The 14,485-nt window shown below is 45.7% G+C and carries 12 protein-coding genes; 7 read left to right on the top strand and 5 right to left on the bottom strand.

Annotated features, from left to right (window positions below; all coding sequences use genetic code 11):
• Nucleotides 1-7: 7 nt before the first annotated feature.
• Nucleotides 8-535 carry a non-heme ferritin gene (gene ftnA / locus AB4558_RS03380; RefSeq protein ID WP_004735556.1) on the bottom strand — a complete coding sequence of 176 codons (528 nt, stop codon included), beginning with the start codon at nt 533-535 and terminating at the stop codon, nt 8-10.
• Nucleotides 536-724: 189 nt separating this feature from the next.
• Here ftnA and uspA point away from each other — a divergent pair, with 189 nt between their 5' ends.
• Together uspA and AB4558_RS03370 are read left to right on the top strand one after the other, a co-directional pair.
• Nucleotides 725-1,159, top strand: coding sequence for a universal stress protein UspA (gene uspA / locus AB4558_RS03375; RefSeq protein ID WP_017060149.1), 435 nt, complete (start codon nt 725-727; stop codon nt 1,157-1,159).
• A gap of 52 nt (nt 1,160-1,211) precedes the next feature.
• On the top strand, nt 1,212-2,090 hold the full coding sequence (locus AB4558_RS03370) for a carboxylate/amino acid/amine transporter (RefSeq protein WP_017060148.1): 879 nt from the start codon (nt 1,212-1,214) through the stop codon (nt 2,088-2,090).
• Between the two features lie 112 nt (nt 2,091-2,202).
• On the opposite strand, the gene AB4558_RS03365 is transcribed toward AB4558_RS03370, so the two are convergent.
• The 3 genes from AB4558_RS03365 to AB4558_RS03355 all read right to left on the bottom strand — a co-directional run bounded on the left by AB4558_RS03365 (nt 2,203) and on the right by AB4558_RS03355 (nt 6,949).
• Entirely contained in the window at nt 2,203-2,793 is a 591-nt protein-coding gene (locus AB4558_RS03365) for a hypothetical protein (protein WP_017060147.1), read from the bottom strand.
• Between the two features lie 141 nt (nt 2,794-2,934).
• Nucleotides 2,935-3,714: a class I SAM-dependent methyltransferase gene (locus AB4558_RS03360; RefSeq protein ID WP_017060146.1), complete on the bottom strand. Its 780-nt coding sequence runs from the start codon at nt 3,712-3,714 to the stop codon at nt 2,935-2,937.
• A gap of 112 nt (nt 3,715-3,826) precedes the next feature.
• Nucleotides 3,827-6,949: an EAL domain-containing protein gene (locus AB4558_RS03355; RefSeq protein ID WP_372158124.1), complete on the bottom strand. Its 3,123-nt coding sequence runs from the start codon at nt 6,947-6,949 to the stop codon at nt 3,827-3,829.
• A gap of 126 nt (nt 6,950-7,075) precedes the next feature.
• Here AB4558_RS03355 and asnC point away from each other — a divergent pair, with 126 nt between their 5' ends.
• Nucleotides 7,076-7,540 carry a transcriptional regulator AsnC gene (gene asnC, locus AB4558_RS03350; protein WP_008218581.1) on the top strand — a complete coding sequence of 155 codons (465 nt, stop codon included), beginning with the start codon at nt 7,076-7,078 and terminating at the stop codon, nt 7,538-7,540.
• A 91-nt stretch (nt 7,541-7,631) separates the two neighbouring features.
• Here asnC and prlC read toward each other — a convergent pair whose 3' ends face one another.
• Nucleotides 7,632-9,674 (bottom strand): oligopeptidase A, encoded by a 2,043-nt coding sequence (gene prlC, locus AB4558_RS03345; RefSeq protein ID WP_017063044.1) that lies wholly within the window; start codon nt 9,672-9,674, stop codon nt 7,632-7,634.
• A 279-nt stretch (nt 9,675-9,953) separates the two neighbouring features.
• Here prlC and AB4558_RS03340 point away from each other — a divergent pair, with 279 nt between their 5' ends.
• The 4 genes from AB4558_RS03340 to AB4558_RS03325 all read left to right on the top strand — a co-directional run bounded on the left by AB4558_RS03340 (nt 9,954) and on the right by AB4558_RS03325 (nt 14,433).
• Nucleotides 9,954-10,793 (top strand): 23S rRNA (adenine(2030)-N(6))-methyltransferase RlmJ, encoded by an 840-nt coding sequence (locus AB4558_RS03340; protein ID WP_137002170.1) that lies wholly within the window; start codon nt 9,954-9,956, stop codon nt 10,791-10,793.
• A 188-nt stretch (nt 10,794-10,981) separates the two neighbouring features.
• Complete coding sequence (gene gorA, locus AB4558_RS03335; RefSeq protein ID WP_048612423.1) at nt 10,982-12,337, top strand: glutathione-disulfide reductase; 1,356 nt, start codon at nt 10,982-10,984, stop codon at nt 12,335-12,337.
• A gap of 183 nt (nt 12,338-12,520) precedes the next feature.
• Nucleotides 12,521-13,837, top strand: coding sequence for a serine/threonine-protein kinase (locus tag AB4558_RS03330; protein ID WP_017091428.1), 1,317 nt, complete (start codon nt 12,521-12,523; stop codon nt 13,835-13,837).
• 2 nt (nt 13,838-13,839) lie between these two features.
• The gene (locus tag AB4558_RS03325; protein WP_372157978.1) at nt 13,840-14,433 is read left to right on the top strand and encodes an ECF-type sigma factor; all 594 of its coding nucleotides are present in this window, start codon (nt 13,840-13,842) and stop codon (nt 14,431-14,433) included.
• Nucleotides 14,434-14,485: the final 52 nt, after the last annotated feature.

The raw sequence follows: 14,485 nt of genomic DNA, 5'->3' as shown, positions 1-14,485 counted from the left end.
GTACTACCTAAACGGCAGGAGCTTCCATAATTGAAGATGAACCATCTTTTGCCAATTGCGCTAGGTCTTTATCAATAAAGAACAGTGCTTTACCGTCTTCACCAACAAGCTCTAGCTTATCCAATACACCTTTAAACAACTTCTCTTCTTCGTGTTGCTCTGCAACGTACCATTGCAGGAAGTTAAAGGTTGAGTAATCTTGTGTGCTGAAAGCAACGTGAGCCAGTTTGTTGATCTTTTGAGTAATCATTTGCTCATGTTCATAAGTTTCACGGAACACAGCACCAAGGCTATCAAATTCATGTTTTGGCGCTTCAATCGCACCTAGAATTGGCATTGCACCTGTTTCACTTACGTAAGTGAAAAGACGCTGCATATGTTCCATTTCTTCTACTGCATGAACACGCAGAAACTCTGCTGCACCTTCAAATCCTTTGTCTTCACACCAAGCACTCATTTGTAAGTATAGATTGGATGAGAAAAATTCTAGGTTAATTTGATCATTCAGTTGCTCAACCATAGTTTTTGACAGCATTTAAGACTCCTAATTACATCCTCAATTTTCTCTACTATATCACTATTTAATGAATATCTCGCAGGCCATTAGTTAACCAATATTTCGAGCTGTCATTACGCAAGACAGTGGATATGAGATCACTTCAGCAAAAAAAACCATCGCATAGTGCTAATCTTAAATCAGACAATGAATAAAGGAGGTAGCGATATGAGTTACAAACATATTTTGGTCGCGGTCGATTTATCAGAAGACAGCAAATTAATTGTGGATAAAGCGGTAGCATTGGCTAAGCCATTGGAAGCCAAAGTCTCTTTTATCCATATCGATATTAACTACGCAGAGCTGTATACCGGCCTGATTGATATCAACATGGCCGAAACCCAGCACAACGCGATGGAAGCGTCTCGTATTCAGCTGCAAAATTTTGCGGAGCACGCCCAATACCCGATCACCCATACCTTAGTAGGCAGTGGTGATTTGAGTCATGAGCTGTGTGACACCATCAACGAGTTCAATGTTGATCTCGTGGTTTGCGGTCACCATCAAGACTTTTGGAGCAAGCTGCTCTCTTCAACACGCCAACTGATCAACGCCTCTCCGGTTGATATGCTGGTCGTGCCTCTAAGAGATTCAGAAGACTAATGATTTAAGGTTAGGTAACATACAGCTCATATCTTATTAACGAAGTTTTACTATGAGCTATTTAGCTGGTGTTACCCTCCTATGGGCCTTCTCCTTTAGCCTGATCGGCGTTTACCTTGCGGGTCAGGTTGATTCTTGGTTCTCTGTTTTAATGCGTGTTGCCCTTGCTGGCGTCGTATTTCTTCCTTTCCTAAAGTTTCGCGGCGTATCGCGTAAGCTGATCGCTAAATTGATGGCAATTGGTGGTATCCAGCTTGGCCTGATGTACTGCTTCTACTATCAGTCTTTCTTACTGCTATCCGTTCCTGAAGTCCTTTTGTTTACTGTCTTTACCCCAATTTACGTCACGCTCATTTATGACTTTCTCAAAGGGCAATTCTCTCCGTGGTACCTAGTGACAGCGGCAATTGCGGTATTGGGCGCGGTATTCATTAAGTTCGCAGGTATTAACGAAAACTTTTTAGTCGGCTTCCTCGTCGTGCAAGGCGCGAACCTGTGCTTTGCTATTGGTCAGGTGGGCTACAAGGTGGTGATGGAGAAGGAATCGACCGAGTTGCCTCAGCGAACCGTATTTGGTTACTTCTACTTAGGGGCGCTATGTGTCGCGTCAGTGGCTTTCATGCTACTAGGCAACCCAGAGAAACTGCCCACCACCACACTTCAATGGGGAATCCTGATCTACCTTGGCTTGATTGCGTCGGGGCTGGGTTACTTTATGTGGAATAAAGGCGCGTGCATGGTGAATGCTGGCGCGCTGGCAGTGATGAACAATGCCTTGGTTCCTGCTGGTCTGGTGGTGAATATCCTGATTTGGAACAGAGATGTCGATTTGGTTCGCTTGTCTATTGGTGGCGCCGTTATCTTATTCTCTTTATTCGTCAATGAGACGTGGGTGAAGAAGCGCGTAGCAAGATCCGCAAGCAACGCTTAGCTGATTTGAACGAGCTACATGAGTCAGCTCGGATAACCCCAAAAAGCAAAAGAGCGACCTAAGGTCGCTCTTTTTAAATCATCGCTGTAGCAATAAACCATTCAAATCAACTTCAGTGAATTTGATTGTGGCTCACTACCTGAGTCTTGGTTTCAGTGAAGGCAACATCATCAAGTTGTAGGTTGATTCGTTCCAATTCACTTTCCAGCTTCTGACTTTTCTTAAACAGCTTTTGCTGCTTCTTAATCATCTTCGCCAGTTTCTTATTGTACTTCTCTTGTTTCTTAGCCGCTTTCTTCGCTTGTTTGAGTTCAGCTTTCTCATCACCGCTCGCCTTCGCCATCAGTTTTTTCAGCTTGGCTTTTTTCTGTGCGGCTTCTTTTTTGGCAAGCTCAGGGGCCATATCAGCGGCGGCTGGATCGAACATTTGTACGCTCGGTTCAATTGCCTCGTTGATTTCCGCAAGCGACAGTTCTGGTGCAGGTAATGTTTCCGCTAGCAGGCCGCATGCGACTTTCTCTTCAACGGGTTTGTTTTGACAACCAAGAGGTGGAATTGCGGTGGGTTTGCATAGATTCGCTTGATCCGCCGAAGAACGCGCGCAAGAACGACACACGAACTTAGGTTCAGTCACCAAGCTGTGGATCTCGCCCAAGTGTTCGGTGATATCTCGACGGTTTAACTTACAAAAGCGTTTAGCCATGCTTCAACTCCAGCTAAGAATAATAATGATTCTTAGTTAGATATACATCTGTAACGCGACTATCGCAAGTGTTAAATGGCAATTTATCGTATTTATGACGGGAAATTTTCTTAGCGTGTATCTAAGTTATTGATGCTTCAATTAAGTCATTGATGCTTTCACATAGACGTCAAAACGGTTCTTTTTGGTTTCGATCGCCATGCTCGGTTTTTGCTCGTCTAACCAAGCTGCGTAATCCGGTCTTTTAACCACAACTCGCTTCGATGCCAACTTCATCGCTGGCTCAAATAGGCCATCAGCATCCAGATCGGCCCCCACCAAAGATTGGAATACGCGCATCTCTTTCTTAACCAGAGCCGATTTCTTTTTGTTCTCTGGGTGTGGGTACATTGGGTCGAGGTACACCACGTCTGGCTGTTCGAAGTCAGGATCGTTGCTGAGCTTATCCAACGCATCGTGACTGGATGCGTGAATCAGCTTCATACGCTCACTTACCCAACCACCGATGTCTGGGTCTTGTTGCGCTCGCTGCAAGCCATCATCAAGCAGTGCAGCCACAACTGGATGACGCTCGACCATTTGCACCTTACAACCTAGAGAAGCCAACACAAACGCATCGCGCCCTAAGCCTGCAGTACCATCAAGAATAGTTGGCGTTGCGCCTTTGTTTAAACCAGCTGCTTTGGCAATCGCCTGACCTTTACCACCGCCAAACTTACGTCGGTGACCAACAGCGCCTCCCACTAAATCAACAAAGATAGCGCCAAGCTTAGGCTCATCGACTTTACGTAGCTCAAGTCGCTCACTAGTCAGTACCAAAGCAAAATCACTGCTTTCATCATGAGATAAGTTCCAGCGGGTCGCTAAGTCATTCAAATGATCGATTTGGGTAGCATCTTCGCAAATCAGTTGTAGTTGCAAGGTCGTCTCCAACAGACAGTAGTATTCAAAACAAAAGAGGCAACCAGTTTACCTGATTGCCTCAACAATACATATTAGCGGTGAAAAGTATTCCCAGCTAAAGTCGGCTTACCTAAACCAATGGCTCTGTCTCTCGCTCTTGTCTTAACTCTTCAACAAGCTCTGCGAGTGGCTTAGGTCGCCCTATGATGTAGCCCTGCGCGTAGTTCACACCCAGTTCGATAAGCTTGTCGATAATCTGGGTATTTTCAACGAACTCAGCCACGGTGTGCTTGCCCATCTGCTTGGCAAGATCATTGATCGAGCGAACCATCACATGGTCCATCTCATTCACATCAATATCACGTACAAACAAGCCATCGATCTTCACAATATCGACAGGCAGCTTTTTCAGATAGCCAAATGACGATAGCCCTGAGCCAAAATCATCCAATGCAATCATGCAGCCAAGCTCTTTGATTCGAGTGAAGAACTTGATCGCCTGCTTCATGTTACTCATGGCCGCTGTTTCGGTGATCTCTAAACAAATCTTATGACACGGTATCGATGAATCGCTCAGGCTATCTATCAAAAATTCGACAAACTCACGGTTACCCATCGAGTGACCGGAAAGATTGATTGAACACATCCCCAGTTCCTCAATAACCTCAGGGCGTTGCTCCAACCAACCCAAGGTTTGACTGACGACTTGGCGGTCAATCAAATGCGCGATGTTATAACGCTCTGAGGCTGGCATGAAGATCCCCGGGGAGATGTATTCCCCTTGGATGTTCTTGATGCGGACCAAGATTTCAAAGTGCATTTTATCGCTGTATTCATCTAGGCCAAGAATTCGCTGCGCAAACAACTCTAAGCGATCGTTAGCCAAGGCCTCATGCACTAGGTTAACGCACTCCATCTCAAGATGGCGACGACGCAGGTCTTCATCATCTTGATGGTAAAGATGATAGCGATTGCGACCTTCTTCTTTAGCGGCATGACAAGCTGCATCCGCCTGAGCGTGCACCATCTGTGGTGAAGCTGCTGTATGGTCGATCAATCGAATACCGATAGAGCACGTCAGGTTGAGTCGAATATCATCCCACAAGAATGGGTTCTCACTCATCATCGAGATAATACTGCGACACACATTCACCGCATCTCGTTCAGTACAGTCTTTCATCAGCACAGCAAACTCATCACCACCCATTCGCGCTAACACCGCATTGTAAGGCAGTACGTCTTCTAGCAGTTTGGCGCTAAACAAGATCGCAGCATCACCCGCTTCATGTCCTGCGGTATCGTTCAGCACTTTCAGCTGATCCAAATCTAGGAACAACATTGCGTGAGTTCGCATGTGGCTCTCAACCTCTTTCAGCGCCTTTTGCAGCTCTTGCTCAAAGTGGTTGCGGTTAAAGGTGTCAGTCAGTAGGTCATAGCGAGCCTGATACTCTAGCTTTTCAGAAAGCTCGTGCGTTTCGGTGATGTCTTCACCCACAATCAACAGCTGATCAGACTCCACCAACGGGCGGATATTTTCACGAATCCAGCTCTTGCTGCCGTCGGCATGGCGATATTCGATATCACGACGCCACACACCACGAATCTTATGCTGAGGTTGCAGCAAGATATGACGAGGAATCATCGCGTTCTCATCAACATAGAATTCTCTAGGGCGATGGCCCAACAACTGATCGAGAGGGTATCCCAAAAGCTCTTCGGCAAACTGGTTCACTTGTTGAATGCGATTATTGCCATCGAGCGTAATCATCATCACCGGCTGTTTGTCGTAATACAGCTTCAAGTTTGCTTCACGTTGGAACAGCTTATTCTCAGCAAGCTTACGTGAGGTCACGTCGCGCGCCTCAAAGAGAAACTGAATGTCTTCGTCTTCACTGCCCGGCATCGGCTTCAATGAAATATCCAACACCATCGCACCGCGATCTCGACACCACACCTCGGCTTCAAATCGTAAGGCTGGGTGCTCACTTTTTGCGATGAAATATTCGGCTAGCACTTCTCGCGCAGAACTTTCCCAATGTTGGTGTTGTTGCAGCGGCGTTCCCAGTTTATAGCCTTGATTATAAAGCAGCTCATGTAACTTGCTGTTACTCGACAGCAGCACGCCACCCTTATCAATGATGCCCATAAATTGCAGGCTCTGATCAAATATCGACTCCAACAGTCGTTGGCTTTGGCGACTTGCACGTTCGCTCTTCTTCAGACGGTTAAGGTAATACACCAACACCGCGATAACACACGACATGCTCAAGAACATTAAACCGATGGTGCGAATTTCATCGCGATAGCGCATTAAGAATGACTTCGGCTTATTGAGGAAGGTTACTGAGGCTTCATTCTCTGCACCCAAATCCCAACGTGAGATCTGTTGGTAATCGAGTTTGATTTCTGGCGCGCCAGCAACCACCAATGGCAATGGAGCCTTAGGATTGTTCAGCACGCTCAACAGCACGCGCCCCGTGTCTCGACCTTGCGTTTCTCCACTGTGGATCACGCCACCAATCGCACCAAACCCAAGTCCTAAATCATGCACAATATACAATGGCATCTGAGTTTTTTTGTTGAGCTGACGCCAGTCTTCTTTGCTGCTGACCCGACCATTGATGTCGCGGTAGTAGGCCCAGAACAACAAGCTTTTAGTTAGATCAGCGCGTTGCGCGAACGTCATCAGTTCTTGATAAGAATCAGGCGTATATTGCTCCACCATCCCAGAAAACTCAGGGCGTTTTTGTAGAAATAAATCCACTTGAGCGCGAATAGCTTCACCCGTTACCGAGTGATCGGTAACCACGTAAACTTTTTTAACCGTCGATTGAAGTCGATTGATCAGCTCAATATTGCTCGCCATATCAATATCTTCAGTGATACCGGTTGCGTGCAAGCCTTCAATCATTTGCGGAGAAAAATTGTTGATGCCACCAAAAATAACGGGCGTGCCATTGAGTTCGGGCGCTAAGCGTTTCATCAGATTGAGGGCGTTATTATCACTGACGACTACAGCGGCAAACTCTTCATGCGACAGCTTAGTGCGGTATAGCTGATAAATTCGCTCTAAGTATTCAGCGTTTTGAGTTCGCTTGGTATCGAGATAAACAACCCGGTAAGATAACCCATCGCGATCGAGCTCATCAGATAGTCCTTTATGGAAATCATCTGTCCAGAAAAAGCCTTGATGATAAGAGTGAATAACCAACACATCTTTTGCCTGAGCTGAAGCAAAAACACTCCAACACATCACAATAAAAAATAACGAAAATCGCACTGAATTCACCCTAACCCTATAGTTACTGCTAATATTATCACCCTTGGCTATGATGTGTACTCAAGCCGGTATGTTTTTCATTCAACCTAAGGATTATGCATGTCCACAACCACAGCTCGTCTAGATGATCTAGACCGTGCCATTCTCAAAACCTTGATGGAAGATGCACGAACTCCTTACGCTGAAATGGCAAAGCAGTTCGATGTCAGCCCTGCGACGATTCACGTTCGCATCGAAAAGATGAGATCGGCAGACATTATCGAGCGAACGGAAGTTGTGGTAAACACCAAAAAACTGGGTTACGACGTGTGTTGCTTTATTGGCATCAACCTTAATGCTGCCAAAGATTACCACTCGGCGATCGCTAAGCTGAATGCCTTAGACGAAGTGGTTGAGGCGTACTACACCACTGGTGCTTACAATATCTTTGTAAAGCTGATGTGTAAGTCGATAGAAGAGCTGCAGTTTGTATTGATCGATAAGCTGCAAGCGATCGATGAAGTTCAGTCGACAGAGACACTGATTTCATTGCAGAACCCTATCAACCGCAATGTGAATCCATAACATTGATTCGCCTTGCTTGGCATAACGCACAGACAAAAAAAGAGCCTCTAACTAGAGGCTCTTTTCGCAATAAACTAGATAGTTACCGTGATTATGCGTTGATTCCCGCGTGGCGCAGCATTGCGTCGATTTGTGGCTCACGACCACGGAAGCGTTTGAACAGCTCCATTGGCTCTTCACTGCCACCCATTTCAAGGATGTTGTTCAGGAAGCGATTACCCGTTTCAGTGTTGAAGATACCCTCTTCTTCAAATGCTGAGAACGCATCTGCCGATAGCACTTCTGCCCACAGGTAGCTGTAGTAGCCCGCGCTGTAACCACCAGCAAAGATGTGACCAAAGCTGTGTGAGAAACGGTTCCAATCTAGGCTTGGCAGTACCGACACCTTAGACTTAACATCCGCTAGCGTTTCTAGTACGCGAGCACCCACTTCAGGGTCGTATTCTGTGTGTAGCGTGAAATCGAACAAACCAAGCTCTAGCTGACGCAGGATAAACATCGCAGATTGGAAGTTCTTCGCCGCTAGCATCTTCTCTAGCATCTCTTTTGGTAGCGCTTCACCCGTTTCGAAGTGACCAGAGATGAACGACAGCGCTTCTTCTTCCCAACACCAGTTTTCTAGGAACTGACTTGGTAGCTCAACCGCATCCCAAGGCACACCATTGATACCCGCAACTGCGCCCGCTTCTACTTGCGTTAGCATGTGGTGGATACCGTGGCCAAACTCGTGGAACAGAGTCACGACTTCATCATGAGTAAACAGTGCTGGCTTATCACCAACTGGCTTGTTGAAGTTACACGTTAGGTAAGCGACGGGCGTTTGTAGCTCGCCAGATTCAGTAATACGACGACCACGACAGTCATCCATCCAAGCGCCGCCACGTTTGTGCTCACGTGCGTATAAATCTAGGTAGAAGCTACCGCGCAGTGCACCTGTCGCATCAAAGATATCAAAGAAGCGCACAGAGTCATGCCATGTGTCGACACCTTCACGCTCTGTTACCGACATACCAAACACACGGTTAAGCACCTCAAACAGGCCTGAAACCACATTCGATTCAGGGAAGTATGGGCGAAGCTCTTCATCAGAGATCTCGAACAGGTTCTGCTTCTGCTTTTCGCTGTAGTAAGCGATGTCCCATAGGTTTAGCTCAGAAACACCAAATTCTTTCTCTGCAAACTGACGCAGCTCTTCAACTTCACGCTCACCTTGTGGTTTTGCTTTTACTGCTAGGTCGTTCAGGAAGCCAAGCACTTGGTCTGGCGTTTCTGCCATCTTAGTCGACAGTGATTTTTCGCTGTAAGTACTGAAACCAAGCATGCGCGCGATCTCGTGGCGCAGCTTAAGTTGCTCGGTGATGATCTCAGTGTTGTCCCACTTACCTGCGTTTGGACCGCGATCTGAAGCGCGCGTTACGTACGCTTCATAAAGCTCTTTACGCAGTTCTTGGTTATCACAGTAGGTCATCACAGGTAGGTATGATGGGATATCTAAAGTCAGTAGGTAGCCTTCTTGCTCTTTAGACTCAGCCGCCGCTTGAGCTGCCGCCAGTGCTGATTCAGGCATACCTGCCAGCTCAGCTACGTCTGTGATCTGCTTGCTCCAACCCATGGTTGCATCAAGCACGTTATTTGAGAATTGAGAGCCTAACTCAGACTGGCGCTTGCTGATCTCGCCGTAACGATGCTGTTCATCTGCAGGTAAGCCAATGCCCGACAATTCAAAGTCGCGCAGTGCGTCGGTAATAGTTTTTTGTTGAGCTCGGTTCAGTGCAGAGAATGCTTCACTCGCCTTGATCGCTTTATACGCTTCGAACAAGCCTTTGTGTTGGCCAACCCAAGTGCCGTATTCAGATAGCACAGGTAAGCAGCTCTCATACGCTTCACGCAGTTCGTCACTGTTCACGACAGAGTTCATATGGCTTACAGGTGACCAAATGCGACCTAAACGATCATCCACTTCTTCAATTGGAGCAACTAGGTTGTCCCAGCTTGGTGAAGTATTACCTTCAAGTACTTGTTCTATCTTGTTGCGACACGCTTCAATCACTTGCTCAACTGCAGGCTTTACGTGCTCTGGCTTGATCTGTGAAAACGGAGGTAAGTCCGTGAAGGTTAATAGCGGATTAGACATATAAACATTCCTTTGGCTTTAGAGACTTTCGTCTTTTTTGTAATGAGGTCGTCTTACAGTCATCAGGCTAAAGTTCGCCCTAAAAAATCACCTGCGAATAGTTATTAAATAGTGCCCATAAAGGCAAATTTCAATAGTAGAACCAATAACTAACTGCAGATAGCTGACGACTGTCCCTGAATTGTTCGAGAATTTATGGTCCATTGAGGGTTATAATAGTCTGATTAACCCCACCTACACTAACCACACTCTAATTCGAGAGTGTTACGAGAGTTTAATTTGTTAAGTTATCGCCACAGCTTCCACGCAGGTAACCATGCCGACGTAGTAAAGCATATCGTACAGAGCCTTATTCTTAATTCTTTGAAACAAAAGGATAAGCCTTTTGTTTATCATGACACTCACTCTGGTGTAGGTCGTTACGACTTAACGCATGAATGGTCTGAAAAAACCGGTGAATACAAGCAAGGTATTGCTCGTGTGTGGGAGCAAACAGACCTTCCTGAAGACATTCAAAGCTACCTTGAGTCTATTTCCATTCTCAATAATGGCGAGAAACTGCGTTACTACCCGGGTTCTCCACGTGTTGCACGTGCACACCTGCGTGACCAAGACCGCATGGTACTGACTGAGCTTCACCCAGCCGATCACCCGCTGCTTGAGCAAGAGTTCCACCGCGACCGTCAGGTATCTATCTACAAAGAAGATGGCTTCCAACGCTTAAAAGGCAGCCTGCCACCAAAAGAGCGTCGTGGTTTGGTGCTAATCGATCCGCCTTACGAGCTGGCAAAAGAGTACCGTGATGTCGTGACTGCAATCGCTCAAAGCCACAAGCGCTGGGCAACCGGTATCTACGCAATTTGGTACCCGGTAGTAAATCGCTGTGATATCGAAGATATGATCGAAGGTCTCGAAGGCTTAGGCATCAACAAGATTCTACAAATCGAACTTGGCGTATCACCAGACACCAACGAGCGTGGCATGACGGCATCAGGCATGATCGTGATTAACCCGCCTTGGAAGCTAGAAAGCCAAATGAAAGAGATTCTTCCATTCTTGAAGGAAGCAATTGCGCCGGCGACCGGTCACTTCAAAGTAGAGTGGATCGTACCCGAGTAATCTCGAACTTAACGTCATGCTCTGACAAATATTAAGCAGATTGTGACGTACACGAATAAATTTTAAACAGGGAGATTGAGTTCAACCGATCTGCCCTCAATATAATAATTATACAATTTAAGAATCTATAGGACGTAGGTATCCAGTGCTCTCACTGTGACTACAACCCTCAATAAATGGAGAAAGTAATGGCGACTCATTTTGATTACATCTGTATCGGCGGCGGTTCAGGCGGCATCGCATCAGCAAACCGCGCAGCAATGCACGGTGCAAAAGTTGCACTTATCGAAGCTCAAGACCTTGGTGGTACTTGTGTAAACGTTGGTTGTGTTCCTAAAAAGGTAATGTGGCACGGCGCTCAAGTTGCTGAAGCGATCAATCTATACTCTGAAGATTACGGCTTCGACGTTGACGTAAAAGGCTTCAACTGGAGCAAATTGGTAGAAAACCGCCAAGCGTACATTGGTCGTATCCACCAATCTTACGATCGCGTACTGGGTAACAACAAAGTAAACGTAATCAAAGGCTTTGCTAAGTTCGTTGACGAGAAGACTGTTGAAGTTAACGGTGAACACTACACCGCTGATCATATTCTGATCGCAGTAGGTGGTCGTCCAACCATTCCAAACATCCCTGGCGCAGAATACGGCATCGATTCAAATGGCTTCTTCGACCTGATGGAGCAACCAAAACGCGTTGCTGTTATCGGTGCAGGTTACATCGCGGTTGAAATTGCTGGCGTACTAAGCGCACTTGGCACAGAAACACACCTGTTCTGCCGTAAAGAATCTCCACTACGTAGCTTCGACCCAATGATCATCGAGACATTGGTTGAAGTAATGGAAGCGGAAGGCCCAACACTTCATACACACTCTGTTCCAAAAGAAGTAGTGAAAGAAGCAGACGGCACACTGACTCTACACCTAGAGAACGGCAACACTCAAAACGTTGACCACCTAATCTGGGCGATCGGTCGCCACCCAGCAACTGACGCTATTAACCTAGCATCAACTGGCGTTGCAACTAACGACCGTGGCTACATCAAAGTAGACGAATTCCAAGCAACCAACGTTCCTGGCATCTACTGTGTTGGCGACATCATGGAAGGCGGTATAGAGCTAACTCCTGTTGCTGTTAAAGCCGGTCGCCAGCTTTCTGAGCGTCTATTCAACGGTCAAACCAACGCGAAAATGGACTACAAGCTAGTGCCTACTGTCGTATTCAGCCACCCACCTATCGGCACCATTGGTCTAACGACTCAAGAAGCTGAAGAGCAATACGGCAAAGACAACATCAAGGTATACACGTCTGGCTTCACTGCGATGTACACAGCAGTAACCAAGCACCGTCAACCTTGTAAGATGAAGCTAGTATGTGCTGGCGAAGAAGAGACTGTCGTTGGCCTACACGGCATCGGCTTCACGGTTGATGAAATGATTCAAGGCTTCGGCGTTGCAATGAAGATGGGCGCAACCAAAGCAGATTTCGACTCTGTTGTAGCGATTCACCCAACTGGCAGCGAAGAGTTTGTGACGATGCGTTAATCGCAAATCATAAGATTGAAGAAAGAAGCAGGCTTAGGCCTGCTTTTTATTAACCAGCTTGAACAAAAAAAGAACGCACAACGTACTGATATGTAAAAAATTATAAAAGATTGTCAAATCTCAGCAAAATCTATAGTTCGTGCTTATAGAATCCCGTTCATAGTAATTCTTGAACAAGTGATAATGTCAGTAGCCAACACCCGCATCACCGATCTTTTTTATCAATTATTGGATCTATCTGAGGCAGAAAAAACAAAATATCTAAAAGAATTAAAAGCACACCAAGTCGATCTATATGACAAGATTTATCCCTTTATCTGCACCTCAGAGCTAGAGCCTATTACACATATATTTGGTGTAGGCGCCCTCCAAGCTACAAACAAAAAAGCGACTTATTCTGATACATACATTGATAAGTACCACCTGTCTTACGAAATAGGTCGTGGAGGTATTGGTGTTGTCTATGCGGCGACTCGAGTGGACAAGACATTTCATCAAAATCTTGCCATAAAACTCATTCAGCCAACACTGTCTCACCTCATAGATAAAGAATACTTATTTCATGAAGCCCAAGCACTTGCGACGTTGAACCATCCATATATAACCAAAGTGATGGATGGAGGGACGCATGAAGGTTCTGTTTATATTGTAATGGAACACATAAAAGGTTGTACCCTTAGTGAATACCTTGCTACATATGCATTAAACAAAACAAAGAAGCTCAATCTATTTTTAAAGATATGCGCTGCTATCTCACACGCACACAAACACCAAGTTCTGCATACCGATTTAAAGCCAGAAAATATATTAATCGATTGTGAAGGTCACCCGAAGATACTCGACTTTAATTTAATGAGAGGAATCAGTGACCAATTATCTGCTTTCCCAATCACAATCAATGCCTACAGCCATGACTACGCTAGCCCAGAGCAAATCAACGGAAGCCCACCCACTGTCCAGTGTGACATTTACGCTCTAGGAAAGATCTTAACTTTCATGTTTCCTAAACTACCGATAAGTCAGGGTGACCTTCGCTGCATAATTCAAAAGGCAACACGACGCCACGCCTTACTGCGCTATTCGAGCACCAATGAATTATACAACGACATCAAGCAGCTGCTCGCTTGCCGTCCGATCACAGCACATCAAGATCAACCATTCTACTCCGCCCTGAAACTATGCCAGCGCCATCCAATTCAATGTGCTTTGTCTGCAGTACTTATCTCATGTGGTGTAGGGCTCTACGCGCCTTTAATTAAAAAAAGCCAACAGCTTCAAATAGAAAAACGAGCATCAGAGAGAGTCACAAAACAATTTGTCCGGACACTTTCTCAAATAAAGGAAAGCCATAAAACGAAAGCATCAATCAATGCGGTACTCAAGCATACGCACAAAGCTGTTTTAGGAGACCCAGACATACCAACAAAAACAAAGGCGAAGCTATTACAAATAATCACCCCGCAGGCTGTTCGCTCAGAATCAAAAAAAGGAAACTGCTAAATATGAGTAACCAACTGACTGATATAGAGTCGATCATCAGAGATTGGAAAGCGGGGCATAAATGGGCAGAACAGAAACTCTATCGCTTCGCTTACGCCCACCTCTACGATCTCGCTCAAAAAGAGAGAAAAAGGAACACGACCAAGCATGAGCAAAACTGTTGGGTGTCTTGGAATAGCATCAACAACACAACGGCGTTAGTTCACGATGCTTACCTAAAACTCTCTTTTGCTGATACTCAATCAATAAAAGACACTCGTGATTTCCTGTTGATGGCAGCAAAAATCATGCGACAAATACTCATCGATAACGCTCGACGTCAACAAGCACAGAAACGCCAACTCCCCACAAAAGTTCCTCCTCAAGAAGAAAGGCATTTCGAGCAGCTAATCATTATGGATAAGGCTGTTGACCACTTTACTTTAAATTACCCAAGGCAATCACAAGCATTCAAACTGAAATACCTTATGGGGCTTCAAACTCAAGAAATTAGCCAGCTACTAGCTTGTAGCGACAGCCTAATTGAAAAGGATTTAAAGTTCTCTCGCTGTTGGTTAACGAGGAAAATAAACACGCAGCACAACCCAGTTTATTGAAAATAATTTACGGTATTTCACTCAAATTTCGTGTCTTGTGAAATCCACTCTA

Origin of the sequence: Vibrio sp. 10N.222.51.C5 (genome assembly GCF_041474575.1) — a bacterium.
Classification (GTDB): domain Bacteria; phylum Pseudomonadota; class Gammaproteobacteria; order Enterobacterales; family Vibrionaceae; genus Vibrio; species Vibrio crassostreae_C.
This window is presented reverse-complemented; position numbering and strand designations above follow the sequence as displayed.